The sequence below is a fragment of the Streptococcus sp. NLAE-zl-C503 genome, from assembly GCF_900104285.1.
GTDB lineage: Bacteria > Bacillota > Bacilli > Lactobacillales > Streptococcaceae > Streptococcus.
This window is the reverse complement of the sequence record NZ_FNJT01000001.1, coordinates 622051-648294: the sequence shown is the minus strand read 5'-3', so window position 1 is coordinate 648294 and position 26244 is coordinate 622051. Positions and strand designations below refer to the sequence as shown.

General features: G+C 41.4%; 25 protein-coding genes and 2 tRNA genes. 25 read left to right on the top strand and 2 right to left on the bottom strand.

Annotated elements, in window-relative coordinates:
• Positions 1–22: 22 nt before the first annotated feature.
• The 8 genes from BLS46_RS03155 to BLS46_RS03120 all read left to right on the top strand — a co-directional run bounded on the left by BLS46_RS03155 (position 23) and on the right by BLS46_RS03120 (position 7773).
• The gene (locus BLS46_RS03155) at positions 23–613 is read left to right on the top strand and encodes a class I SAM-dependent methyltransferase (RefSeq protein WP_093585622.1); all 591 of its coding nucleotides are present in this window, start codon (positions 23–25) and stop codon (positions 611–613) included.
• A complete protein-coding gene (locus tag BLS46_RS03150; RefSeq protein ID WP_093585620.1) occupies positions 610–1887 on the top strand; it encodes a pyrimidine-nucleoside phosphorylase in 1278 nt (425 codons plus the stop codon). The genes BLS46_RS03155 and BLS46_RS03150 overlap by 4 nt, the downstream gene beginning before the upstream one ends.
• Before the next feature lie 19 nt (positions 1888–1906).
• Entirely contained in the window at positions 1907–2569 is a 663-nt protein-coding gene (gene deoC, locus BLS46_RS03145; protein WP_093585618.1) for a deoxyribose-phosphate aldolase, read from the top strand.
• Positions 2556–2945 (top strand): cytidine deaminase, encoded by a 390-nt coding sequence (locus BLS46_RS03140; RefSeq protein WP_093585617.1) that lies wholly within the window; start codon positions 2556–2558, stop codon positions 2943–2945. Before deoC ends, BLS46_RS03140 begins: the two co-directional genes overlap by 14 nt.
• Before the next feature lie 90 nt (positions 2946–3035).
• The gene (locus BLS46_RS03135) at positions 3036–4091 is read left to right on the top strand and encodes a BMP family lipoprotein (protein WP_093585615.1); all 1056 of its coding nucleotides are present in this window, start codon (positions 3036–3038) and stop codon (positions 4089–4091) included.
• 136 nt (positions 4092–4227) lie between these two features.
• Positions 4228–5763, top strand: a complete 1536-nt coding sequence (locus BLS46_RS03130) for an ABC transporter ATP-binding protein (protein WP_093585613.1) — start codon at positions 4228–4230, stop codon at positions 5761–5763.
• A complete protein-coding gene (locus tag BLS46_RS03125; protein WP_093585611.1) occupies positions 5756–6814 on the top strand; it encodes an ABC transporter permease in 1059 nt (352 codons plus the stop codon). The genes BLS46_RS03130 and BLS46_RS03125 overlap by 8 nt, the downstream gene beginning before the upstream one ends.
• 2 nt (positions 6815–6816) lie before the next feature.
• Positions 6817–7773, top strand: a complete 957-nt coding sequence (locus BLS46_RS03120; protein ID WP_093585609.1) for an ABC transporter permease — start codon at positions 6817–6819, stop codon at positions 7771–7773.
• A gap of 119 nt (positions 7774–7892) precedes the next feature.
• On the opposite strand, the gene BLS46_RS03115 is transcribed toward BLS46_RS03120, so the two are convergent.
• Positions 7893–9026 (bottom strand): MFS transporter, encoded by a 1134-nt coding sequence (locus BLS46_RS03115; protein ID WP_093585607.1) that lies wholly within the window; start codon positions 9024–9026, stop codon positions 7893–7895.
• A gap of 108 nt (positions 9027–9134) precedes the next feature.
• On the bottom strand, positions 9135–9776 hold the full coding sequence (gene plsY, locus BLS46_RS03110; protein ID WP_093585605.1) for a glycerol-3-phosphate 1-O-acyltransferase PlsY: 642 nt from the start codon (positions 9774–9776) through the stop codon (positions 9135–9137).
• Positions 9777–9911: 135 nt separating this feature from the next.
• Between plsY and parE the strand changes: the two genes are divergently transcribed.
• The 17 genes from parE (at position 9912) to sufU (ending at position 26220) form a co-directional block, all read left to right on the top strand.
• Complete coding sequence (gene parE / locus BLS46_RS03105) at positions 9912–11855, top strand: DNA topoisomerase IV subunit B (protein WP_093585603.1); 1944 nt, start codon at positions 9912–9914, stop codon at positions 11853–11855.
• The gene (locus BLS46_RS03100) at positions 11855–12646 is read left to right on the top strand and encodes a tryptophan--tRNA ligase (protein ID WP_093585601.1); all 792 of its coding nucleotides are present in this window, start codon (positions 11855–11857) and stop codon (positions 12644–12646) included. Before parE ends, BLS46_RS03100 begins: the two co-directional genes overlap by 1 nt.
• 87 nt (positions 12647–12733) lie before the next feature.
• Entirely contained in the window at positions 12734–13567 is an 834-nt protein-coding gene (locus tag BLS46_RS03095) for an aminoglycoside 6-adenylyltransferase (protein ID WP_093585599.1), read from the top strand.
• Positions 13548–14282 carry a CPBP family intramembrane glutamic endopeptidase gene (locus BLS46_RS03090; RefSeq protein WP_093585597.1) on the top strand — a complete coding sequence of 245 codons (735 nt, stop codon included), beginning with the start codon at positions 13548–13550 and terminating at the stop codon, positions 14280–14282. The genes BLS46_RS03095 and BLS46_RS03090 overlap by 20 nt, the downstream gene beginning before the upstream one ends.
• 51 nt (positions 14283–14333) lie before the next feature.
• Positions 14334–16814, top strand: a complete 2481-nt coding sequence (gene parC, locus BLS46_RS03085) for a DNA topoisomerase IV subunit A (RefSeq protein WP_093585595.1) — start codon at positions 14334–14336, stop codon at positions 16812–16814.
• 115 nt (positions 16815–16929) lie between these two features.
• On the top strand, positions 16930–17967 hold the full coding sequence (locus tag BLS46_RS03080; protein WP_306806747.1) for a branched-chain amino acid aminotransferase: 1038 nt from the start codon (positions 16930–16932) through the stop codon (positions 17965–17967).
• A gap of 112 nt (positions 17968–18079) precedes the next feature.
• Positions 18080–18310 (top strand): DUF2969 domain-containing protein, encoded by a 231-nt coding sequence (locus tag BLS46_RS03075; protein ID WP_000037107.1) that lies wholly within the window; start codon positions 18080–18082, stop codon positions 18308–18310.
• Positions 18311–18359: 49 nt separating this feature from the next.
• Positions 18360–18440, top strand: a tRNA-Tyr gene (locus BLS46_RS03070).
• Positions 18441–18449: 9 nt separating this feature from the next.
• Positions 18450–18521 (top strand) — tRNA-Gln (locus tag BLS46_RS03065).
• A 163-nt stretch (positions 18522–18684) separates the two neighbouring features.
• Entirely contained in the window at positions 18685–19887 is a 1203-nt protein-coding gene (rpsA, locus tag BLS46_RS03060; RefSeq protein WP_001001617.1) for a 30S ribosomal protein S1, read from the top strand.
• Positions 19888–19968: 81 nt separating this feature from the next.
• Positions 19969–20466, top strand: coding sequence for a GAF domain-containing protein (locus BLS46_RS03055; protein WP_009013631.1), 498 nt, complete (start codon positions 19969–19971; stop codon positions 20464–20466).
• Positions 20466–22121, top strand: coding sequence for a DNA polymerase III subunit gamma/tau (dnaX, locus tag BLS46_RS03050; protein WP_042902170.1), 1656 nt, complete (start codon positions 20466–20468; stop codon positions 22119–22121). Before BLS46_RS03055 ends, dnaX begins: the two co-directional genes overlap by 1 nt.
• A gap of 27 nt (positions 22122–22148) precedes the next feature.
• The gene (locus BLS46_RS03045; protein ID WP_000198269.1) at positions 22149–22343 is read left to right on the top strand and encodes a DUF3272 family protein; all 195 of its coding nucleotides are present in this window, start codon (positions 22149–22151) and stop codon (positions 22341–22343) included.
• Positions 22344–22495: 152 nt separating this feature from the next.
• Positions 22496–23266, top strand: a complete 771-nt coding sequence (sufC, locus tag BLS46_RS03040; protein ID WP_000114489.1) for a Fe-S cluster assembly ATPase SufC — start codon at positions 22496–22498, stop codon at positions 23264–23266.
• Between the two features lie 27 nt (positions 23267–23293).
• The gene (gene sufD, locus BLS46_RS03035) at positions 23294–24556 is read left to right on the top strand and encodes a Fe-S cluster assembly protein SufD (protein WP_042902171.1); all 1263 of its coding nucleotides are present in this window, start codon (positions 23294–23296) and stop codon (positions 24554–24556) included.
• A gap of 10 nt (positions 24557–24566) precedes the next feature.
• Entirely contained in the window at positions 24567–25793 is a 1227-nt protein-coding gene (locus tag BLS46_RS03030; RefSeq protein ID WP_093585591.1) for a cysteine desulfurase, read from the top strand.
• Entirely contained in the window at positions 25780–26220 is a 441-nt protein-coding gene (gene sufU / locus BLS46_RS03025; RefSeq protein ID WP_093585589.1) for a Fe-S cluster assembly sulfur transfer protein SufU, read from the top strand. Before BLS46_RS03030 ends, sufU begins: the two co-directional genes overlap by 14 nt.
• Positions 26221–26244 lie beyond the last annotated feature (24 nt).

Genomic DNA, 26244 nt, shown 5'->3' with positions numbered 1-26244 from the left:
CAAATTATGGTAAAATAGTTTTATGAGTAAAATGTATTATGCAGAAAATCCTGATGCTGCTCACGACATTCATGAGTTGAGAGTGGAGTTGTTGGGACAAAAAATGACCTTTTTGACGGATGCGGGTGTTTTTAGCAAGAAAATGGTTGACTTTGGGAGTCAGCTTTTATTGAAGTGTCTAGAGGTTAATAAAGGAGAAACGGTCCTTGATGTCGGCTGTGGGTATGGTCCCCTAGGACTTTCTTTGGTCAAGGCTTATGGAGTTCAGGCAACCATGGTCGATATCAATAATCGCGCCTTGGACTTAGCGCGACAAAATGCTGAACGAAATAAAGTAGAAGCAACGATTTTTCAATCCAATATCTATGACCAAGTTGAAGGGAAATTTGACCATGTTATTTCCAATCCGCCGATTCGTGCGGGCAAACAAGTTGTTCATGAGATTATCGAAAAGAGCAAGGATTTTTTGGAAGACGGTGGCGACTTAACAATCGTTATTCAGAAAAAACAGGGTGCTCCTAGTGCCAAAAGCAAGATGGAAGACGTTTTTGGAAATTGTGAAATCATAAAGAAGGACAAGGGTTATTATATCCTTAGAAGTGTGAAATCATGAGAGCAGTTGATTTAATCCAAAAGAAACGAGATGGTCAAGAACTGTCTTCAAGTGAGATTAAGTGGTTGGTAGAAGGCTATGTAGCTGGAACTGTTCCAGATTACCAAATGTCTGCCTTTGCTATGGCGGTTTACTTCAAAGGAATGACTACACGTGAGATTTCTGATCTGACGATGAATATGGTTAAGACTGGTCAAGAGTTTGATTTGTCAGCCATAGAGGGTATCAAAGTAGATAAACACTCTACAGGTGGTGTTGGTGATAAGGTGACCTTGATTTTAGCTCCTTTGGTAGCAAGTTTTGGTGTGCCAGTTGCAAAAATGAGTGGTCGTGGACTAGGACACACTGGCGGAACTTTAGATAAGTTAGAAGCGATCAAGGGCTATCAAGTTGAGCGCAGTCAAGAAGATTTCATTCGCCAGGTGCAAGATATTGGTGTATCTGTCATTGGTCAGTCTGACCAGCTGGTTAAAGCAGACAAACTTCTCTATGCTCTTCGTGATGTGACAGCGACTGTCGACACCATTCCTTTGATTGCTAGTTCTGTCATGAGTAAGAAAATCGCTGCTGGGGCAGATGCCATTTTGCTAGATGTGACAGTTGGTGAGGGTGCCTTTATGAAGACTGTTGACGAGGCGCGCGAATTGGCTCAAACCATGGTTGATTTGGGGAAGGCAGTTGGTCGAAAAACAGTTGCAGTCATTACAGATATGAGCCAACCCTTGGGACGAGCTATCGGCAATCGTCTTGAAATCCTAGAAGCAATTGAAATCCTTCAAGGAAAAGGCCGAGAAGATATCAGTCACTTTATCTGTGAACTTGCTCAAATCATGCTTCGTTTAGCAGATGTTGAGAAGACTGTAGAAGAAGTGCGTCAACACCTTGAGAATGGACAAGCTCTGGCCAAGTTTGAAGAAATGGTAGCAGCACAAGGTGGTGATCTAGAAGATCTCTATCGTCCAGTAAATGTTGCGCATGTGGTGGAAATCCCAGCTCAAGAGACCGGTGTCATTTCAGCTCTTCCAGCTATGGAATTTGGTCTATATGCCATGAGATTGGGAGCTGGTCGTGCAGTCAAGTCTGATCCTTTAGACTATGAAACTGGAATCGTTTTTGATAAAAAAGTTGGTGAACCTGTCCAGAAGGGTGAAATTGTCGCAAAAGTATATACAAATGGAAAAATTTCTCCTCAACTAGTTACAGAATTTCAAAAATATGTTAAAATGAATGATGGAGTGCAAAGTTTACGAGAAATTATAGAAATTATCTCATAAAACCAGGGAGAATCCGAATATGAAATTAAATAAATATATCGATCATACGCTTTTGAAGCAAGATTCGACTCGAGAGCAAATCGATCGTTTGCTATCTGAGGCGAGAGAGTATGATTTCGCCAGTGTCTGTGTTAATCCGACTTGGGTTGCTCATTCAAAGGCGGGGCTTGAAGGCTCAGATGTAAAGGTTTGTACAGTAGTTGGTTTCCCGTTGGGAGCAACAACTTCAGCGGTAAAAGCTTTTGAGACCAAGGAAGCCATCCAAAATGGAGCAGATGAGATTGATATGGTTATCAATGTTGGTGCCCTCAAATCGGGCAATCTGGATTTAGTTGAGTCAGACATCCGTGCGGTTGTAGAAGCAAGTGGTGACAAGTTAGTAAAAGTTATTATTGAAGCTTGCTTGTTGACCGACGATGAAAAGGTTGTGGCCTGTCAACTTGCTCAAAAAGCAGGGGCTGATTTTGTTAAAACATCGACTGGATTCTCAACTGGAGGAGCAACTCTGCCAGATGTTAAATTGATGCGTCAGACAGTGGGACCAGATATGGGTGTTAAGGCTGCAGGTGGGGCGCGTTCTTACGCGGATGCTCTTGCCTTTGTCGAGGCAGGTGCTACTCGTATCGGAACTTCTGCTGGTGTAGCTATTTTAAAAGGAGAACTGGCTGATGGCGGCTACTGAGTTGATCGAACTAGCAATTGAAACCAGCAAGAAAGCCTATGTACCCTATTCTCACTTTCCTATCGGAGCTGTTTTAGTAGCTAAGGACGGTAGTATTTATACGGGTGTGAACATCGAGAATGCTAGTTATCCCTTAACTAATTGTGGAGAACGTACTGCTATTTTCAAAGCAGTTTCGGAGGGGCAACGGGAGTTTTCAGAGTTGATTGTCTACGGTCAAACTGAAAAACCCATCTCACCATGTGGTGCTTGTCGCCAGGTCATGGTTGAGTTTTTTGAACAAGATCTAAAAGTGACCCTAGTCGCTAAAGATAAATCGACGGTCGAGATGACGGTCGGGGAGTTACTTCCATACTCATTTACAGACTTAAATTAGTCTGGGCCACTCTTGCAGTGGCTGTGGTCTGTGTGACCAAACAATCCATACTTGCAACATCGTTGCACATCTTATTTAGGAGGTTCAGTAATGAACAAGAAACAATGGCTAGGCCTAGGTCTAGTTGCAGTAGCAGCAGTTGGACTTGCTGCATGTGGTAACCGCTCTTCTCGTAACGCGGCTTCATCTTCATCAGATGTGAAGACAAAAGCAGCAATCGTCACTGATACTGGTGGTGTTGATGATAAATCATTCAACCAATCAGCTTGGGAAGGTTTGCAAGCTTGGGGGAAAGAACACAACCTTTCTAAAGATAACGGTTACACTTACTTCCAATCAACAAGTGAAGCAGACTATGCGAACCACTTACAACAAGCGGCAGGAAGCTATAACTTGATCTTTGGTGTTGGTTTTGCCCTTAAAAATGCAGTTGAAGAGGCAGCAAAAGAACATACAGACTTGAACTATGTCTTGATCGATGATGTCATCAAAGATCAAAAGAACGTTGCAAGTGCTACTTTTGCAGATAACGAAGCGGGTTATCTTGCAGGTGTTGCTGCCGCAAAAACAACTAAAACAAAACAAGTTGGTTTTGTAGGTGGTATGGAATCCGAAGTTATCTCACGTTTTGAAGCTGGTTTCAAAGCAGGTGTTGCTTCAGTAGACTCATCTATCAAGGTTCAAGTAGACTACGCTGGTTCGTTTGGTGACGCAGCTAAAGGTAAAACAATCGCTGCAGCTCAGTATGCTGCAGGTGCTGATGTCGTGTACCAAGTAGCAGGTGGTACAGGAGCAGGTGTCTTTTCTGAAGCTAAATCACTTAACGAAAGCCGTCCTGAAAATGAAAAAGTTTGGGTTATCGGTGTAGACCGTGACCAAGCAGAAGAAGGTAAATACACTTCTAAAGATGGTAAAGAATCAAACTTTGTTCTTGCTTCAACTTTGAAACAAGTTGGTACAGCTGTAAAAGATATCGCTAATAAAGCGGAAAAAGGTGAATTCCCTGGTGGACAAGTTATCGTCTTCTCATTGAAAGATAAAGGGGTTGACTTGGCAGTAACAAACCTTTCAGAAGAAGGTAAAAAAGCTGTTGAAGACGCAAAAGCTAAAATCCTTGACGGAAGCGTAAAAGTTCCTGAAAAATAATGGATAAAAGTCATTTCTTAGGAAGCGGCCATCGGTCGCTTCTTTAAGAATTGAGACAATTTTTGTCTCAATAGAGCTTGTTAATGTGATTAGCAGGTTTTATTGAAATAAAATAAACCTCTGAAAGGAAGAGCATATGGCACACGAAAATGTCATTGAGATGCGTGAGATTACCAAGGTGTTTGGTGAATTTGTCGCCAACGATAAAATCAACTTGCACCTACGGAAAGGTGAAATTCATGCACTTTTAGGAGAAAATGGAGCAGGGAAATCCACTCTGATGAACATGCTAGCGGGGCTTCTTGAACCAACTAGTGGTGAGATTGCGGTGAATGGTCAAGTTGTAAAACTAGACTCGCCTTCTAAAGCAGCTAGTTTGGGAATCGGGATGGTTCACCAACACTTTATGTTGGTTGAAGCTTTTACAGTGGCTGAAAATATCATTTTGGGGAGTGAAGTCACCAAAAATGGCGTGCTAGATATTGCAGGGGCTACCAAAGAAATTAAGGCACTTTCAGAACGTTATGGCTTGGCGATTGACCCTGCTGCCAAGGTAGCAGACATTTCCGTTGGTGCTCAACAACGTGTAGAAATCTTGAAAACACTCTATCGGGGGGCAGATATCCTTATCTTTGACGAGCCAACAGCGGTATTAACTCCTTCTGAGATTGATGAGTTGATGGCAATCATGAAAAACCTTGTCAAAGAAGGGAAGTCCATCATTTTGATTACCCATAAACTGGATGAGATTCGTGCAGTGTCTGACCGTGTTACGGTTATCCGTCGTGGGAAATCAATCGAGACTGTTGAGATAGCAGGAGCCACTAATGCAGATTTGGCAGAAATGATGGTGGGACGTTCGGTATCCTTTAAGACAGCCAAACAAGCAGCCCAGCCAAAAGATGTGGTCTTGTCTATCAAAGACCTAGTTATCAATGAAAACCGTGGTGTACCAGCTGTGAAGAACCTTTCTTTGGATGTTCGTGCTGGTGAAATTGTCGGTATTGCGGGTATCGATGGAAATGGCCAGTCAGAACTCATTCAAGCCATCACGGGTCTTCGCAAGATTGAGTCAGGTAGTATTGAATTAAAAGGCAAATCAATTGCGGGTCTGCATCCTCGAAAAATTACAGAGATGAGTGTTGGCCATGTTCCAGAAGACCGTCATCGCGATGGTTTGATTTTGGATATGATGATTTCGGAAAATATCGCTCTTCAAACTTACTACAAAGAACCACTCAGTAAAAATGGCATCTTGAACTATGCAAATATCACTTCTCATGCCAAGAAACTGATGGAAGAATTTGACGTTCGTGCTGCTAACGAGTTTGTTCCAGCAGCAGCTCTTTCAGGGGGGAATCAGCAAAAAGCAATTATCGCTCGTGAGATTGATCGAGACCCTGATCTCCTGATCGTTAGCCAACCGACACGTGGTTTGGACGTTGGTGCCATTGAGTATATTCACAAACGCTTGATTGAGGAACGTGATAATGGCAAGGCTGTTCTCGTTGTCAGCTTTGAATTGGATGAGATTTTAAATGTCTCAGACCGTATTGCTGTTATCCATGACGGTAAGATTCAAGGTATTGTGTCGCCAGAAACGACTAACAAACAAGAACTTGGTGTCTTGATGGCTGGTGGAAGCTTGGGAAAGGAGAAGAGTGATGTCTAAAAAATTACAACAAATTTCGGTTCCCCTGATTTCCGTATTCTTAGGAATCTTACTCGGAGCCATCGTTATGTGGATCTTCGGCTACGATGCTATTTGGGGTTATGAGGAGTTGTTCTACACAGCCTTCGGTAGTCTGCGTGGTATCGGTGAGATTTTCCGTGCCATGGGACCTCTTGTCTTGATTGGTCTTGGTTTTGCGGTTGCCAGTCGTGCAGGCTTCTTTAACGTTGGTCTTCCTGGACAGGCTCTTGCAGGTTGGGTTATGAGTGGGTGGTTTGCCCTTTCAAATCCTGATATGCCACGTCCTTTGATGATTCTTGCGACAGTTGTTATTGCCCTTATTGCTGGTGGGGTTGTCGGAGCTATTCCAGGTATCCTCAGAGCTTATCTCGGAACATCGGAAGTTATCGTGACCATCATGATGAACTACATTGTATTGTATGTGGGGAATGCCTTTATCCGCTCTTTCCCTAAGGAATTGATGCAAAGTACAGACTCGACAATCCGTGTCGGTGCCAACGCCGCCTATCAGACACCATGGTTGTCTGAGTTGACTGGAAATTCTCGTATGAATATCGGAATTTTCTTTGCGGTTATTGCGGTAGTTGTCATCTGGTTCTTGCTCAAGAAAACAACTCTTGGTTTTGAAATCCGTGCAGTTGGTCTCAATCCACATGCTTCTGAATACGCAGGTATCTCTGCCAAACGCACAATTATCCTATCTATGATTATTTCAGGAGCCTTGGCAGGTTTGGGTGGAGCAGTTGAAGGTCTGGGTACTTTCCAAAACGTTTATGTTCAAGGTTCGTCATTGGCTATCGGATTTAACGGGATGGCAGTTAGTCTCCTTGCAGCAAACTCTCCAATCGGTATTCTATTTGCAGCCTTCCTATTTGGAGTTCTCCAAGTCGGAGCACCTGGTATGAATGCTGCGCAAGTACCATCAGAGCTTGTTAGCATCGTAACGGCGTCTATTATCTTCTTTGTCAGCGTTCACTACCTTATTGAGCGTTTTGTCAAATCGAAAAAACAAGCAAAAGGAGGTAAGTAAAGATGTCTATTACAACAATGCTAACCCTCTTGGTATCCTCTATGTTGATCTACTCAGCACCTCTTGTTTTTACGAGTATTGGTGGAGTCTTCTCTGAACGAGGAGGGGTAGTCAATGTCGGTCTTGAGGGAATTATGGTTATGGGTGCCTTTTCTGGGGTAGTCTTTAACCTTGAATTTGCAGAACAACTTGGATCAGCAACTCCTTGGCTTGCCTTATTGGTCGGAGGAATTGTGGGAGCGATTTTCTCAATTATCCACGCAGCTGCGACCGTCCACTTCCGTGCGGACCATGTTGTCAGTGGAACAGTATTGAACTTGATGGCGCCAGCTTTAGCAGTCTTTTTGGTCAAAGTTCTTTATAACAAAGGACAAACCGACAACTTGAGCCAAACTTTTGGACGTTTTGATTTCCCAGTTTTGGCAAATATCCCAGTAATCGGCGATATCTTCTTCAAGTCAACAAGTCTACTTGGTTACTTGGCCATTGCTTTCTCATTCCTTGCTTGGTTTATCCTCTTCAAGACCCGCTTTGGTCTTCGTCTTCGCTCTGTCGGTGAACACCCTCAAGCAGCGGATACCTTGGGAATTAATGTTTACAAGATGAGATATTTTGGAGTTATCATTTCTGGTTTCCTTGGTGGAATTGGTGGAGCTATCTACGCCCAATCAATCTCAGTCAACTTCTCAGTGACAACCATTGTAGGGCCTGGATTTATCGCTCTTGCCGCTATGATTTTTGGTAAATGGAATCCAATCGGAGCTATGCTTTCAAGTCTCTTCTTCGGACTCTCTCAAAGTTTGGCCGTTATTGGTTCCCAGCTTCCTTTCTTGCAAGGAGTACCTGCGGTATACTTACAAATTGCGCCTTATGTTTTGACAGTTATTGTCTTGGCAGCCTTCTTTGGAAAAGCTGTTGCACCAAAGGCAGATGGTATCAACTATATCAAATCAAAATAAGCATACAAAAAAACGTCAGTTCAAACTGGCGTTTTCTATTTCAAAATTTTAGTTTTGAAACATATAATAGTAAATTTATAGTGGATAAGCAACTCTTAAATTTTAAGTTATAATTAAAATTAGTTTTCAATTTTTAGTATTCTAAAAATTTTAGGTAACATTATAATTATATATATTAGGAGGGTCCCTCCCCCAAATATGAATATCAACCCTCCATTCACTTCTTTTTGAAAAAGATAAGTGAATACTAGGGTACCTATCGGCATGATAGATGTATTTAGTGTAAATAAAGTACTCATTACTCTGCCTAAAAATTTTGTTTCGATAGTACTTTGAAGGTAAGTCATCACAATAATATTTAAAACAACAAGAGTAAACGCTATGATTCCCATAAATATACTACCAAGAAAAGAAATAATAATTTGAGAGTTAGTTGATGCAAATGTGACGCCTAAACCAATAATAGCCATAGTTAAGAGAACAAGTGGCATGGTTATCTTACTCGAGAGTAAGATGTTGTTTTCTTTCTTATCTGGCAATAGTGACATTGAAATACTGGCTAAAAGCATTCCTACTGCGGCCATAGTTTCAAGCATTCCTACTGTCGAGTTATCTAACAGAAGTTGTTCTTTTAATACAAAGGGCACCCCAATACTGATAGATGTGTAGAAAAAATTGAGGATAGCACTTACAAGAATAATGTATTTTACAATTTGATTTTCTTTAAGAAATTGAATGATTTCTTTGACTCCATAAAAAATGACTCCAATAGCTGGAGAAAGCATGGTTGCAATTGCAATGGCAGTCTGTGTAACAGAACTTAATCTTTGAATTTTTTTATCATTTACTAATTCATGAATTGAGGCTGAATAACAAGTATCACCTATATTGACTGTAATAGAGTGGAGTATTACAAATGGAATTACTAGATATAAGATACTAGAAGAATCCATAAGAAAATAAAAAGCATAAAACAAAAGAAAGATAAAAATCCTAAAGATGAAATTATATATTAAAATTTTCTTGTGTGGGTATCTATCTACTAGATTACCAATGGGAACTAAGAAAATCAAACTGACTAAAGGATAAATAATCATATTAATCCCAAAACTCATTGCAGATTTTGTTTGATCCAGTAGCATCAAACCTAAAGCAAAATTGAAAGATTTCCCGCTCAAAGAGCCAATGAAATTGCTAATAAAATCTTTTATAATTTGCTTATTTGATATACGATCACTAATTATATTTTTCATTTTTATTTCCACCATGAAAATTATTACTTAGAAAGTTTATATATTAAAATTCTTCACCAGGATACTAGTGTAATAGAATATTTTTAAACGCCAGTTTAAACTGGCGTTTTATTTGTTAGGATTTTGATGTGTCAAGTTTAATCCCCATGGGACTAGATTTTCAGTTTTATTTTGGATGCGTGTGATATTATCCTTGTGACGAATGATAATCAAGCTAGCAAGTGCTAAAATAATCACGATAAAAAGAGGGTCATAGCTGTTTAGGATAAAACCAAATAGTGGAAATAGGAGAACTCCGATAACGGCTGCGAGAGAAGCAACGACGCTAGATAGGGAAATCATACTACCTAGATAGAGGGTTCCAAAGAATACGACTGCTAGGTAGAGACAGAAGACAGGCGCAAATCCGAAAACAACTCCAGCACTGGTTGCGACAGCCTTGCCCCCTTTAAATCCTGCAAAGATAGGAAAGGTATGTCCAATCACAGCCAAAAGTCCAAAGACAAGAGGAGATACACCTTGTAGGTGGAAAAGGATTGGAAGGAGAGTGGCCAAGGTTCCTTTGAAAAAGTCAATCACAAAGGTTGCCATACCTGCTTTCTTTCCTAAAATGCGGAAAGTATTGGTCGTTCCGGTATTTCCAGAACCGTGTTCACGCAGATTTGTTTGAAAGAAAACTTGTCCAATCCATAGACCAGACGGAATCGAACCTAGCAGATAAGCTAAAATTAATAATACAAATGTCATCATGTGTCTATTATACCATGAAATGGTGTAGAAAGGCTGAGAATATCTTGTGAAATTGTGACAGCTGAATGGGAAAAATTTTGCAAAATCCCTAGAAAACCTGTAAAATAGAAAAGATGAACAAATAGGAGGTTCCTTGTGTCAAAAAAGGAAATCAATATTAACAACTACAATGATGATGCCATTCAGGTGCTAGAAGGGTTGGATGCGGTCCGTAAACGTCCAGGGATGTATATCGGATCAACTGACGGTGCTGGTCTCCATCACCTAGTCTGGGAAATTGTGGACAATGCAGTCGATGAAGCCTTGTCTGGATTTGGTGACCGCATTGATGTGACTATCAATAAAGACGGAAGTTTAACCGTTCAAGACCATGGTCGTGGGATGCCAACTGGAATGCATGCCATGGGCATTCCAACAGTTGAAGTTATCTTTACCATTCTCCACGCAGGAGGGAAATTCGGTCAAGGGGGTTATAAGACATCTGGTGGTCTCCACGGAGTGGGATCTTCAGTCGTTAATGCCCTATCAAGTTGGCTGGAAGTTGAAATCACTCGTGATGGCGCAGTCTACAAGCAACGTTTTGAAAATGGTGGGAAACCCGTCACAACCTTGAAGAAAATTGGTACAGCACCCAAATCTAAGACAGGTACCAAGGTTACCTTCATGCCTGATGCGACTATCTTTTCTACGACAGACTTCAAGTACAATACCATTTCGGAACGACTCAATGAGTCAGCCTTTCTCTTAAAAAATGTGACCTTGTCTTTGACTGATAAACGAACAGATGAAGCAATCGAGTTCCACTATGAGAACGGAGTTCAGGACTTTGTTTCTTACCTGAATGAAGACAAGGAAACCTTGACGCCAGTTCTATACTTTGAAGGCGAAGACAATGGTTTCCAAGTGGAAGTTGCCCTCCAGTACAATGATGGATTTTCAGATAACATCTTGTCTTTTGTCAATAACGTTCGTACTAAAGATGGTGGAACGCATGAGACAGGACTCAAGTCAGCCATTACTAAGGTCATGAATGACTACGCGCGTAAGACTGGGCTCCTCAAGGAAAAAGATAAAAACCTAGAAGGTTCAGATTATCGTGAGGGACTAGCAGCCGTTCTATCAATTCTCGTTCCTGAAGAACACCTCCAGTTTGAGGGACAGACCAAGGACAAATTAGGAAGCCCGCTAGCTCGTCCAATTGTCGATGGTATTGTGGCTGATAAGTTGACCTTCTTCCTTATGGAAAATGGAGAACTAGCTTCCAATCTTATCCGTAAGGCTATCAAGGCTCGTGACGCTCGTGAAGCAGCACGTAAGGCGCGTGATGAGAGCCGAAATGGCAAGAAGAACAAGAAAGACAAGGGCTTGTTGTCGGGTAAATTAACGCCAGCCCAGTCCAAAAACCCTGCCAAGAATGAACTTTATCTGGTCGAGGGTGATTCTGCCGGTGGTTCGGCTAAACAAGGTCGTGACCGTAAGTTCCAGGCTATCTTGCCCCTTCGTGGTAAGGTTATCAATACAGCCAAGGCCAAGATGGCAGATATCCTCAAAAATGAGGAAATCAACACCATGATTTATACTATCGGCGCGGGTGTCGGAGCAGACTTCTCTATTGAAGATGCCAACTATGACAAAATCATTATCATGACCGATGCGGATACAGACGGTGCTCATATCCAGACCTTGCTCTTAACATTTTTCTACCGTTACATGCGTCCGCTAGTTGAGGCAGGACATGTCTATATCGCCCTTCCGCCTCTTTACAAGATGTCTAGAGGTAAAGGCAAGAAAGAAGAAGTGGCCTATGCATGGACGGACGGAGAGTTAGAAGAACTTCGTAAGCAATTCGGCAAAGGAGCTACCCTTCAACGCTACAAGGGACTTGGTGAGATGAATGCGGACCAACTCTGGGAAACAACCATGAACCCAGAAACGCGTACCCTCATCCGTGTCACGATTGAGGATCTAGCACGCGCCGAACGCCGCGTCAATGTCCTCATGGGTGATAAGGTCGAACCACGCCGTAAGTGGATTGAAGATAATGTCAAGTTTACCTTGGAGGAGAGTACTGTTTTCTGATGGTTAGAAAAAATTATTTTGAAATCTTAGATGGTATGAATTTTAACCCGAGCACGGAATTTGATAATCTCTGTATTTTGTTATCGAATAGATTGTTAGAGGAACTAAAACATAAATTTCTTAATTATCAAAATCGTAGAACTTTTATAGATTTTGATGAGTTCTTAAAGTTTTGCTTATCTCAAGCGGATAATGAATTAGAAGAACTTTTTATTTTTGCTGAGCTTTTAAATGATATGTTGTCGATTATAAACCCGAATCATCCCTTATTAAGGGATGATGTGTATGCTGTTAGAGAAAATATCAACAGAGTTCTAGATTTATCGAATCATGAGTTTCTTATTTTAGAAAGTGGTCGTCAAATCATCGTTGAAAAGAATGCCTATGCCTCGGAAGTTTCTCAGATTATATCTGAAACGAGTATTCAAGATGCGATAAAGGTGTTAGAATATAATCATTTTTCAAATAAGGGGAATATTCAGAGAAAAAAAGAAATACTTATTGCTTTAGCGAACTACCTTGAACCGTTTAGGAGAGAACTAAATAATTCTGAAGAATTAAAAGATATTTTGAAAGTTAACAATCAAAAGGTTATCGCGTTTGAAAAACTTTTTGAAGTGTATAATAATTTCGGTTTAAGACACAATAATTCAAATCAATATCATCTTGATTTGACTGACGATGAACTGGAACAATGGTACGATGACATCTATACTTCGACTCTATTTGTTATTTTAAGCATGGATGAATCTAGAATTTTGTCGAAATTAAAAACTTTGAGAGAAGGATAGCTAAATCTGTTATAATTGATTAACTAATTTAACTTGAGAAATAGCATGCTAATAGACAGTAATATCAAATAAAGAACAGGTGTTAATATGAGAACTGAATCCGAAATGTTGAATCTAATTTTACAAATCGCAAAAAATCTCCAAGTCGAGGCTGTCGCCATGTCTGGTTCACGGACAAATCCAAAGGGTCCAAAAGACGAGTTTCAAGACTATGATGTGGTCTATATTGTGGACGACTTAGATAATCTGACGAGTGCCCTTTCTTGGCTGGACTCCTTTAGCAAACGTATCATTGAGCAGCATAATGTCCTAGGTAACCGCCGCCTCTATCTCATGCTCTTTGAAGATGGCAATCGAATAGATTTGACCCTCTGCCCCAAAGACCACATTCAAGAGTGGGTGGATAGTGAAGCTGATTATACAGTTTTGAAAGATGAGAAAGGCTTGTTTGAGTCCTATACTACAAGTCCAGGGCGTTACTGGACAAGTCCAGCTAGTGGGATTGATTTTAAAAAAGCCTGCAATGAATTTTGGTGGGTATCAGCCTATGTGGCCAAGGGAATCTGTCGCAAGCAACTTCTCTATGCAACTGACCATCTCTACGGTATTTGTCAGCAAGAACTCTTGAAGGTCTTGGCCTGGCAGGTCGCAAGTGATAGAGGGACTGTTGATATCGGTAAGAACTATAAGTATCTTTTCCAGTATTTACCTACAGAGAAAGAGAAGGAATTTTCTGTTCTGCTTGATTTTTCAAGTAAAGAGAAAATCACTCAGTCTTTGTTTGCTACGATGCAACTTTTCCACCAAGAGGCTCAATCCCTTGCTCATAAGATGGGCTTTGACTATGATAAGGAAGTGGCTGAGAAGATGATTCAGTATGCTGAGGAAAGACTCGAAACAAATGAAACATTTACAAAATAATAAGATAACAAAATTTTTACTGATTAGTTTTCTCATTTCTTGGGGATTTGGTTGGGGATTGCTCGCTTTTCTGACGCAAATGAGCCTCTTAGGTCTAACGAGTCCACTGGGAGTTTTTCTCCATCTACTAGGAGGTTTCGGTCCAACCATTGCAGCCATTTCTTGTTTGCCTCAAAAATCCATTAAAAGCATAGTCTCTTTTATCTTAGGAGACTCAAAGAAATATATTTTGTTATTTCTTTTACTAATTTTCGTGCAGACAGGTGTCATTGCTTTCTCATCTAAGGAGCTTAATCCGGCTTTTCCACTAGGAAATTTGTTTGTTGTTTTTTTGAGTGCAGTCTGTGTTTATGGTGGCGAAGAAGAATTGGGATGGCGAGGCATCTTGCAACCAACTTTGGAAACTAGATTCTCCTTTTGGATTTCCGGTTTGATAACAGGTTGTATTTGGGCAATATGGCATGTACCTTTATGGTTTGTGATTGGAAGTTCCCAAAGTAGGATGCCTTTTATATTATTCAGTCTATTTGCAATTTATCTCAGTATTCTTCTAGCAGCTGTTTTCAAAAAGACTAAGTCGATCCTTTATTGCGCCATTTTTCACGGCCTAATTAATACCCTACTTAGCTTATTTGTTATTAAAATTAATCTTTTATTCATTCTAGGATTAGTAGGATTGCTCTTCTTTTCTCACTACCTACAAAGAAACAGTTAAATTTATAAAATATAGATTTACTTTAAATAAAACACTAAAAAGAGAATTATTATGTCTAACATTCAAAACATGTCCCTTGAGGACATCATGGGAGAGCGCTTTGGTCGCTACTCCAAGTACATCATTCAAGACCGGGCTTTGCCAGATATTCGTGATGGATTGAAGCCGGTTCAGCGTCGTATTCTTTATTCGATGAATAAAGATGGCAATACTTTTGACAAGAGCTACCGTAAGTCTGCCAAGTCTGTCGGGAACATCATGGGGAATTTCCACCCACACGGGGACAGTTCTATCTATGATGCCATGGTCCGTATGTCTCAGGACTGGAAGAATCGTGAGATTCTAGTCGAAATGCACGGTAATAACGGTTCTATGGACGGTGATCCGCCTGCGGCAATGCGTTATACCGAGGCACGTTTGTCTGAGGTTGCAGGCTACCTTCTCCAGGACATCGAGAAAAAGACAGTTCCTTTTGCTTGGAACTTTGACGATACCGAGAAAGAACCCACTGTTTTGCCAGCAGCCTTTCCAAACCTCTTGGTCAATGGTTCGACTGGGATTTCGGCTGGTTATGCCACAGATATACCACCCCATAATTTGGCTGAGGTTATTGATGCGACGGTTTACATGATTGACCATCCGACTGCCAAGGTTGATAAACTCATGGAATTCTTGCCTGGACCAGACTTTCCGACGGGAGGAATCATCCAAGGGCGAGACGAAATCAAGAAGGCCTATGAAACTGGGAAAGGGCGCGTGGTTGTTCGTTCCAAGACGGAGATTGAAAAGCTAAAAGGTGGCAAGGAACAAATCGTTATCACCGAGATTCCTTATGAAATCAATAAGGCCAATCTGGTCAAGAAAATAGATGATGTTCGTGTTAATAACAAGGTTGCAGGGATTGCTGAGGTTCGTGATGAGTCTGACCGTGATGGTCTTCGTATCGCTATCGAACTCAAGAAAGACGCCAATACCGAGCTGGTTCTTAACTATCTCTTCAAGTACACAGACCTGCAAATCAACTACAACTTCAACATGGTGGCGATTGACAATTTCACTCCTCGTCAGGTTGGGATTGTGCCAATCTTGTCTAGCTATATTGCCCACCGTCGTGAAGTGATTTTGGCTCGTTCACGCTTTGACAAGGAAAAGGCTGAGAAACGTCTGCATATCGTCGAAGGTTTGATTCGCGTGATTTCGATTTTGGACGAAGTCATTGCCCTTATCCGAGCTTCTGAGAACAAGGCTGACGCCAAGGAAAACCTCAAGGTCAGCTATGAGTTTACAGAAGAGCAGGCTGAGGCCATCGTTACCTTGCAACTTTACCGTTTGACCAATACAGACGTGGTTGTCTTGCAGGAAGAAGAAGCAGAACTTCGTGAGAAGATCGCTATGCTTGCTGCTATCATTGGTGATGAACGTACCATGTACAATCTCATGAAGAAAGAACTTCGTGAAGTCAAGAAGAAATTTGCGACACCACGTTTGAGTACTTTGGAAGATACTGCAAAAGTAATCGAGATTGACACAGCTAGTCTTATCTCCGAGGAAGATACCTATGTCAGCGTGACTAAGGCAGGTTATATCAAGCGTACCAGCCCACGTTCCTTTGCAGCATCCACTCTGGAAGAAATTGGCAAGCGTGATGATGATCGTCTGATCTTTGTGCAAGCTGCCAAGACTACCCAGCACCTCTTGATGTTTACAACTCTTGGAAATGTCATTTATCGACCAATCCATGAATTGGCAGACATTCGCTGGAAGGATATCGGAGAGCACTTGAGCCAGACCATTACAAACTTTGAAACTAACGAAGAAATCCTTTATGTAGAAGTCGTGGATCAGTTTGATGATGCGACTACCTACTTTGCAGCAACTCGTCTTGGTCAAATCAAACGCGTAGAACGCAAAGAATTCTCTCCATGGCGAACCTACAAGTCTAAGTCTGTCAAGTATGCCAAACTCAAAGACGAGACAGACCAGATTGTAGCAGTAGCTCCAATCAAACTAGATGATGTTCTCTTGATTAGTCAAAATGGTTATGCCCTTCGTTTCAATGTCGAAGAGGTTCCAGTTGTCGGTGCCAAGGCTGCGGGTGTCAAGGCCATGAACCTGAAAGCAGATGATGTGCTTCAGGCCGCCTTTATCTGTAACACTTCATCCTTCTACATCTTGACCCAACGTGGTAGTTTAAAACGTGTTTCTATTGAGGAAATTCCAGCAACCAGCCGTGCCAAACGAGGTCTACAAGTCTTGCGTGAGTTGAAAAACAAACCGCACCGTGTCTTCTTAGCTGGAGCAGTTGCAGAGCAAGGTTTCGTTGGTGATCTCTTTAGTACAGAAGTAGAAGAAAACGACCAAACGTTACTTGTTCAATCTAATAAGGGAACAATCTATGAAAGCCGATTGCAAGATTTGAACTTGTCAGAACGTACTAGCAACGGAAGCTTTATCTCAGACACCATTTCAGATGAAGAAGTTTTTGATGCTTACCTCAAAGAAGTCTTTAAAGAGGATAAAGCAAATCCTTAAAAAGAATCAGTCCAAGGGGCTGATTTCTTTATGTTGAAAAAATTTTCAGAAAATTACAAATAATACTTGAAATTTTACTAGAAAAGTGTAGAATAGAACACATAGTTTGAATAGTATAAAGGAGAAACACATGACAGTTGCAATTGATTGGGAAAACCTTGGATTTTCTTATATGAAATTACCTTATCGCTATATCGCTCATTACAAAAATGGTCAATGGGATCAAGGAGAATTGACAGAGGATGCAACCTTGCATATTTCAGAGTCTTCTCCAAGTCTCCACTATGGACAGCAAGCATTTGAGGGATTGAAAGCCTATCGTACCAAGGACGGCAGTGTTCAATTGTTCCGTCCTGACGAAAATGCCAAGCGTTTGCAACGTACTTGCGACCGTCTTTTGATGCCACAAGTTCCGACAGAAATGTTTGTAGAAGCTTGTAAAGCAGTTGTGCGTGCAAATGAAGAATACGTCCCACCATATGGAACAGGTGGAACCCTTTATCTTCGTCCACTTTTGATTGGTGTTGGAGATATTATCGGGGTAAAACCAGCAGAAGAGTATATTTTCACCATCTTTGCTATGCCGGTTGGTAACTATTTCAAGGGTGGTTTGGTTCCAACTAATTTCTTGATTCAGGATGAATACGACCGTGCAGCTCCAAATGGTACGGGTGCGGCCAAGGTAGGTGGGAACTATGCTGCAAGTCTCCTTCCAGGTAAAATGGCAAAATCACGTCATTTTTCAGATGTTATCTACCTAGATCCAGCTACCCACACCAAGATTGAGGAAGTCGGATCGGCAAACTTCTTTGGAATCACGGCAGATAATGAATTTGTTACGCCATTAAGCCCGTCAATCTTGCCGTCTATTACCAAGTACTCCTTGCTTTACTTGGCAGAACACCGCTTGGGCTTGACACCGATCGAAGGCGATGTCCCAATCGACAATTTGGATCGTTTTGTAGAGGCAGGTGCTTGTGGTACGGCAGCGGTTATTTCACCAATTGGAGGCATTCAACACGGCGATGATTTCCATGTTTTCTATAGTGAAACAGAAGTAGGGCCTGTGACACGTAAACTCTATGATGAATTGACCGGTATCCAATTTGGTGATGTGGAAGCACCAGAGGGATGGATTGTCAAAGTGGACTAAAAGACACGAAGTAAAGAAGAACTCCATAGCAGTTGTAATGGCTGAAATGGAGTTTTTTCTTGCTAGTTTGAGTTTTTTCTTGTACAATAGAAAAAGTGAAAAGAGGTAAAGTATGAGTAAAAAAGATAAGAAAATTGAAATCCAATTAACAGATGCAAAAGTGACTGTTGGAAAAGATAGTTATGAAGGTTACGTTTTGACGATTGGAAAAAAGGTCATTGGCGAAATTGCCGAATTAGATAGTCAATTTGCCATCATAAAGAATGGAAATGTCGATAGTTTTTATAAAAAACTTGAAAAAGCTGTGGAAATTTTGATTGAAAACTATAATTTAACAAAATAATGCTTGTTTTTTTGAAAATTTCATGATATAATAGTTTTCGTTAAGCATTGGAGAGATAGCGAAGAGGCTAAACGCGGCGGACTGTAAATCCGCTCCTTCGGGTTCGGGGGTTCGAATCCCTCTCTCTCCATCTCATCATTGGGGTATAGCCAAGCGGTAAGGCAAGGGACTTTGACTCCCTCATGCGTTGGTTCGAATCCAGCTACCCCAGTTCTTAGGTAATAAATTCAAGATAAAAAGAAAAATATCTTAGGGTATTTTATTTTTATATTGAAAGACGTGAACAATACGAACATGTTCTGGCGGGTGCTTAGGAAAAAAATTATAAGTATGTCAAGTTTTGGAAAAGACTTGATTGTTGGAGGATTTTTTAGATGAACGAATTTGAAGATTTGCTAAATAGCGTTAGCCAAGTTGAGCCTGGTGATGTTGTTAGTGCTGAAGTATTGACAGTTGATGCGACTCAAGCTAACGTTGCAATCTCTGGGACTGGTGTTGAAGGTGTCTTGACTCTTCGCGAATTGACAAACGATCGCGATGCAGATATCAATGACTTTGTTAAAGTAGGAGAAGTATTGGATGTTCTTGTACTTCGTCAAGTAGTTGGTAAAGATACTGATACAGTTACATACCTTGTATCTAAAAAACGCCTTGAAGCTCGCAAAGCATGGGACAAACTTGTAGGACGCGAAGAAGAAGTTGTTACTGTTAAAGGAACTCGTGCCGTTAAAGGTGGACTTTCAGTAGAATTTGAAGGTGTTCGTGGATTTATCCCAGCTTCAATGTTGGATACTCGTTTCGTACGTAACACTGAGCGTTTCGTAGGTCAAGAATTTGATGCTAAAATCAAAGAAGTTGATCCTAAAGAAAACCGCTTCATCCTTTCACGTCGTGAAGTTGTTGAAGCAGCTACTGCAGCGGCTCGTGCTGAAGTATTCGGTAAATTGGCTGTTGGTGATGTCGTAACTGGTAAAGTTGCTCGTATCACAAGTTTCGGTGCTTTCATCGACCTTGGTGGGGTTGACGGATTGGTTCACTTGACTGAATTGTCACACGAACGTAATGTATCACCTAAATCAGTTGTAACTGTTGGTGAAGAAATCGAAGTGAAGATCCTTGATCTTAACGAAGAAGAAGGTCGCGTATCACTTTCACTTAAAGCAACAACACCTGGACCATGGGATGGCGTTGAGCAAAAATTGGCTAAAGGTGATGTAGTAGAAGGAACAGTTAAACGTTTGACTGACTTCGGTGCATTTGTTGAAGTATTGCCAGGTATCGATGGACTTGTTCACGTATCACAAATTTCACACAAACGTATCGAAAATCCCAAAGAAGCTCTTACTGTTGGTCAAGAAGTTACTGTTAAAGTCCTTGATGTTAACGCTGACGCAGAACGTGTATCACTTTCTATCAAAGCTCTTGAAGAACGTCCAGCTCAAGAAGAAGGACAAAAAGAAGAAAAACGTGCTGCTCGTCCACGTCGTCCAAAACGTCAAGAAAAACGTGATTTCGAACTTCCAGAAACACAAACAGGATTCTCAATGGCTGACTTGTTCGGTGATATCGAACTTTAATCAATTGATAATCACAAAATCCTTTGTTTAAAACAAGGGATTTTTCTTTTGTCTCTTTCCCATTTTTGATATAATAGTTCTATGTTAGATTCAGAAAAACAATCACAATATCAAATGTTAAATGAGGAACTCTCTTATTTACTAGAAGGTGAGACCAATGTTCTTGCCAATCTTTCAAATGCTAGTGCCCTCCTAAAATCTCGCTTTCCCAATACTGTATTTGCAGGGTTTTATCTGTTTGATGGTAGCGAGTTGATTTTAGGGCCTTTTCAGGGTGGTGTTTCTTGTATTCGCATTCCGCTTGGGAAAGGCGTGTGTGGAGAAGCTGCTGAGTTTCAAGAGACTGTTTTGGTTGGCGATGTGAGCACCTATCCAAACTATATTTCTTGTGATAGTATGGCCAAGAGTGAAATCGTAGTTCCCATGCTCAAGAATGGTCGATTGCTGGGTGTCTTAGACTTGGATTCTTCACTTATTGATGATTACAATGCCATTGACCGTGATTACTTGGAACAATTTGTCGCTATTTTGCTTGAGAAGACAGAATGGGACTTTACGATGTTTGAGGAGAAAGCCTAATGTATCAAGCACTTTATCGAAAATATAGAAGCCAAACTTTTTCACAACTGGTAGGTCAAGAGGTTGTGGCTAAAACCCTAAAACAAGCGGTCGAGCAGGAAAAGATTAGTCATGCCTATCTCTTCTCAGGCCCTCGTGGAACTGGGAAAACTAGCGTAGCCAAGATTTTTGCCAAGGCCATGAACTGCCCAAATCAAGTGGATGGAGAACCATGTAATCACTGCTATATCTGTCAGGCAGTGACAGAAGGTAGTTTAGAAGATGTTATCGAAATGGATGCAGCTTCGAATAATGGAGTTGATGAAATCCGTGAAATTCGCGACAAATCTACCTATGCACCTAGCTTAGCACGTTACAAGGTCTATATTATTGACGAGGTCCATATGCTGTCTACGGGAGCCTTCAATGCGCTTTTGAAGACTCTTGAGGAGCCAACTCAGAATGTTGTCTTTATCTTGGCGACCACTGAATTGCATAAGATTCCTGCAACCATTTTATCGCGTGTTCAACGTTTTGAGTTCAAATCGATTAAAACTCAAGATATCAAGGAGCATATTTATCATATTCTAGAAAAAGAAAATATCAGTTCTGAACCGGAGGCTGTGGAAATCATTGCCAGACGAGCTGAAGGTGGAATGCGGGATGCCTTGTCCATTCTGGATCAAGCTTTGAGTTTAACACAGGGAAACGAGCTCACGACTGCTATCTCTGAGGAGATTACAGGCACCATTAGTTTATCAGCACTAGATGACTATGTAGCTGCCTTGTCTCAACAGGATGTTCCAAAAGCACTTGATTCTTTGAATCTTTTATTTGAGAATGGCAAGAGCATGACTCGTTTTGTGACGGATCTCTTGCTGTATTTGCGTGATTTACTGGTCGTCCAGACGGGTGGCGAAAATACTCATCATAGTCCAGTTTTTATGGACAATCTAGCTTTATCTCAGGGAAGCCTCTTTGAAATGATTCGAATAGCGACTGTGAGCTTGGCAGATATGAAAGCAAGCCTGCAACCTAAGATTTATGCTGAGATGATGACCATTCGTTTAGCTGAGATTAAGCCTGAACCAGTGCTTTCAGAAGCTGTCGAAGGTGAAATAGCTGCACTGAGACAGGAAGTCGCTCGTCTCAAACAAGAACTTGCCAATGTTGAAACAGCTCCTAAACAAGTGGTGCCAGTTCCTAGCCGTCCAGCCACTTCCAAGACAGTCTATCGAGTGGATCGCAACAAAGTTCAGACTATCCTGCAAGAAGCTGTCGAAAATCCTGATTTGGCACGGCAAAACTTGATTCGCCTCCAAAATGCATGGGGAGAAGTGATTGAAAGCTTAGCTGGTCCGGATAAGGCTCTGCTCGTTGGTTCTCAACCAGTTGCGGCAAACGAACACCATGCTATTTTAGCCTTTGAGTCTAATTTCAATGCAGGGCAAACCATGAAACGGGACAATCTCAATACCATGTTTGGCAACATCCTCAGTCAGGCAGCAGGTTTTTCACCTGAAATCTTGGCGATTTCCTTAGAGGAATGGAAAGAGGTTCGAGCGGCCTTTTCAGCTAAAGCTAAATCTTCTCAAGTTGAAAAAGAAGCAGAAGACAGTCTGATTCCAGAAGGATTTGAATTTCTGGCTGATAAAGTCATGGTCGAAGAAGACTAAAAGTGGATTTCATGGTACAATAATCCTATGACTAGACAACAATTTATCGTGATAGCACTATTTACTGCTGCTGAGACTTATTTTTTCAATGAAGCTTGGATGACGGGTCGCTATTTCATGGCAGCCTTTTGGGCCATTCTACTTTTTCGAAACTTTAGGTTAAGTTATGTAATGGGGAAAATAGTAGATGCCATTGATCAGCACCTAAACCGCAAGGATTAGTCACTAGCTTCTAAACAAAATCAAAGCCTTTTAGGCTTTTTTTTGTTATACTAGTAGAGTATATTTATGGACCTTTTCTTGTATTTTTTAGAGAAATGTAAGTGATTTCTCTAAGGATAAAGGAAGTAGGCCAGAAAAAGAAAGGAACTATCATGTCAGTATTAGAGATCAAAGATCTTCACGTTGAGATTGAAGGAAAAGAAATTTTGAAAGGGGTTAACCTGACCCTGAAAACAGGAGAAATCGCAGCTATCATGGGACCAAATGGTACTGGTAAATCGACTCTTTCTGCCGCTATCATGGGGAACCCTAACTATGAAGTTACTAAAGGTGAGGTCTTGTTTGATGGTGTAAACATCCTTGAATTGGAAGTAGACGAGCGTGCGCGTATGGGTCTTTTCCTTGCTATGCAATACCCATCTGAAATCCCTGGAATTACCAACGCAGAGTTTCTTCGTGCAGCCATGAATGCTGGTAAAGAAGATGATGAAAAGATTTCAGTTCGTGAGTTCATCACTAAACTAGACGAGAAAATGGAATTGCTCAACATGAAAGAAGAAATGGCAGAGCGTTACCTCAACGAAGGTTTCTCAGGTGGTGAGAAAAAACGTAATGAAATTCTTCAACTCTTGATGTTGGAACCAACATTTGCCCTTTTGGATGAGATTGACTCAGGTCTTGATATTGACGCCCTTAAAGTTGTGTCTAAAGGTGTCAATGCCATGCGTGGTGAAGGCTTTGGTGCTATGATTATCACTCACTACCAACGTCTCTTGAACTACATCACACCAGACGTGGTCCACGTGATGATGGAAGGTCGTGTTGTCCTTTCTGGTGGTCCAGAATTGGCTGCACGCTTGGAACGTGAAGGATACGCGAAACTAGCTGAAGAACTTGGATATGACTACAAGGAAGAATTGTAATTCCCTCGTATCTTTTAGGAGAAGTAAATGACTAAAGAGAATATTAAACTTTTTTCAGAAATGCACGCTGAACCAAGCTGGTTGGCTGACCTCCGTCAAAAAGCTTTTGATAAGATTGAGAGTTTGGAATTACCAGTCATTGAGCGTGTCAAATTTCACCGTTGGAATCTGGGAGATGGAACCATCACAGAAAGTGAGCCTTCAGCAAATGTTCCTGACTTCACGGCTCTAGATAATCACTTGAAGTTGGTGCAAGTAGGAACGCAGACTGTTTTTGAACAAACTCCAGTTGAATTGGCTGAACAAGGAGTAATCTTTACAGACTTCCACTCAGCTTTAGAAGAAATTCCCGAACTTATCGAGGAATTCTTCATGTCATCTGTTAAGTATGACGATGACAAGTTGGCAGCCTACCATACAGCTTACTTTAACAGTGGTGCTGTTCTCTACATTCCTGATAATGTTGAAATTACAGAGCCAATCGAAGGAATTTTCTACCAAGACAGTGATAGCGATGTGCCATTTAACAAGCATATTATGATTATCGCTGGTAAAAATTCTAAGATTAGTTATCTTGAACGTTTAGAGTCACGAGGTGAAGGTAGTGCGAAGGCAACTGCCAATATCACAGTTGAAGTGATTGCTCGTTCTGGTGCACAAGTGAAATTTGCTGCTATTGACCGTTTAGGTGAAAATGTCACTGCCTACATTAGCCGCCGTGGTAAACTAGGCAACGATGCAAGCATTGACTGGGCAATCGGTGTCATGAACGAAGGAAATGTTGTTGCTGATTTTGATAGCGATTTGATTGGAAATGGTAGCCATGCTGACCTTAAAGTCGTAGCTCTTTCAAGTGGTCGTCAGGTTCAAGGGATTGACACTCGTGTGACTAACTATGGTTGCAACTCAATCGGAAATATCCTTCAACATGGGGTTATCCTTGAAAAAGCAACTTTGACCTTCAATGGGATCGGTCACATCATCAAGGGTGCCAAGGGAGCAGATGCGCAACAAGAAAGCCGTGTTCTCATGCTTTCAGACCAAGCGCGTTCAGATGCCAACCCAATTCTTTTGATTGATGAAAATGACGTTACTGCAGGTCACGCGGCTTCTATCGGTCAGGTGGATCCAGAAGACATGTACTACCTCATGAGTCGTGGTTTGGATAAGGCGACTGCGGAACGTTTGGTTGTTCGCGGTTTCCTTGGCTCCGTAATTGTTGAGATTCCAGTCAAAGAAGTTCGTGACGAAATGATTGCAACTATTGAAGAAAAATTGTCAAAACGCTAAGGGGAAGCCTATGTTAGATGTAGAAGCGATTCGTAAGGATTTTCCAATTTTAGACCAGATTGTCAACGATGAACCTCTGGTCTATCTGGATAATGCTGCGACGACACAAAAACCACTAGCAGTTCTGGAAACAATCAACCGCTACTATGAGCAGGACAATGCCAATGTTCACCGTGGTGTTCATACCTTGGCTGAGCGAGCAACAGCATCCTATGAAGCCGCTCGTGAAACCATTCGAAAGTTTATCAATGCAGGCTCTACAAAGGAAGTTCTCTTTACCAGAGGAACGACAACCAGTCTTAACTGGATGGCACGCTTCGCTGAGGAAATCCTGACTGAGGGCGACCAGGTCTTGATTTCTATCATGGAACACCATTCCAATATTATTCCATGGCAGGAAGCTTGTCGAAAGACTGGGGCAGAGCTTGTTTATGTCTATCTCAAAGATGGAGCTCTGGATATGGATGACTTGCGATCTAAATTGACTGATAAAGTCAAGTTTGTCTCCCTAGCTCATGCTTCAAATGTTCTTGGTGTGGTCAATCCGATCAAGGAAATCACTCAATTAGCCCACCAAGTTGGAGCCATCATGGTAGTGGATGGTGCTCAATCTACACCTCATATGAAGATTGATGTACGGAACTTGGATGTGGACTTCTTTGCCTTTTCAGGTCACAAGATGGCTGGACCAACTGGTGTTGGTGTTCTTTACGGAAAAGAGAAGTATTTAGAACAAATGTCACCAGTTGAGTTTGGTGGAGAAATGATTGATTTCGTCTACGAGCAATCTGCTAGTTGGAAGGAATTGCCTTGGAAATTTGAGGCTGGAACGCCAAATATGGCTGGTGCTATTGGACTTGCTGCTGCAGTGGATTATCTTGAAAATCTTGGTATGGATGCGATTGAAGCCCATGAACAGGAATTAATCTCATATGTCTTTCCAAAATTGCAGGCCATTGAAGGATTGACTATTTACGGTTCACAGGATTTGGCTCAACGTTCAGGTGTTATTGCCTTTAACTTAGGAGATCTTCATCCTCACGATCTTGCGACGGCTCTGGATTATGAAGGAGTAGCAGTTCGTGCAGGTCACCACTGTGCGCAACCCTTGCTTCAGTATTTGGAAGTCCCTGCAACAGCTCGTGCAAGTTTTTATATCTACAATACCAAGGCAGATTGCGACAAGTTGATCGATGCCCTACAAAAGACAAAGGAGTTTTTCAATGGCACTTTCTAAACTAGATAGCCTTTATATGGCAGTGGTGGCAGACCATTCGAAAAATCCACATCACCAAGGGAAGCTGGAAGATGCCGAGCAAATCAGCCTCAATAATCCAACCTGTGGCGATGTCATCAACCTCTCTGTCAAGTTTGATGCAGATGGCCGTTTGGAAGATATTGCTTTTCTAAATTCAGGATGCACGATTTCAACTGCCTCTGCTAGTATGATGACAGATGCCGTTTTAGGGAAGACCAAGCAAGAAATTTTAGAACTTGCGACCATTTTTTCTGAAATGGTTCAAGGACAAAAAGATGACCGCCAAGACCAACTCGGGGATGGTGCCTTCTTGTCAGGTGTTGCCAAATTCCCTCAACGAATCAAGTGTGCAACTCTAGCTTGGAATGCCCTTAAGAAAACAATTGAAGATCAAGAGAACAAGTAAGACAAGTTTCTTTTGTCTTATTAA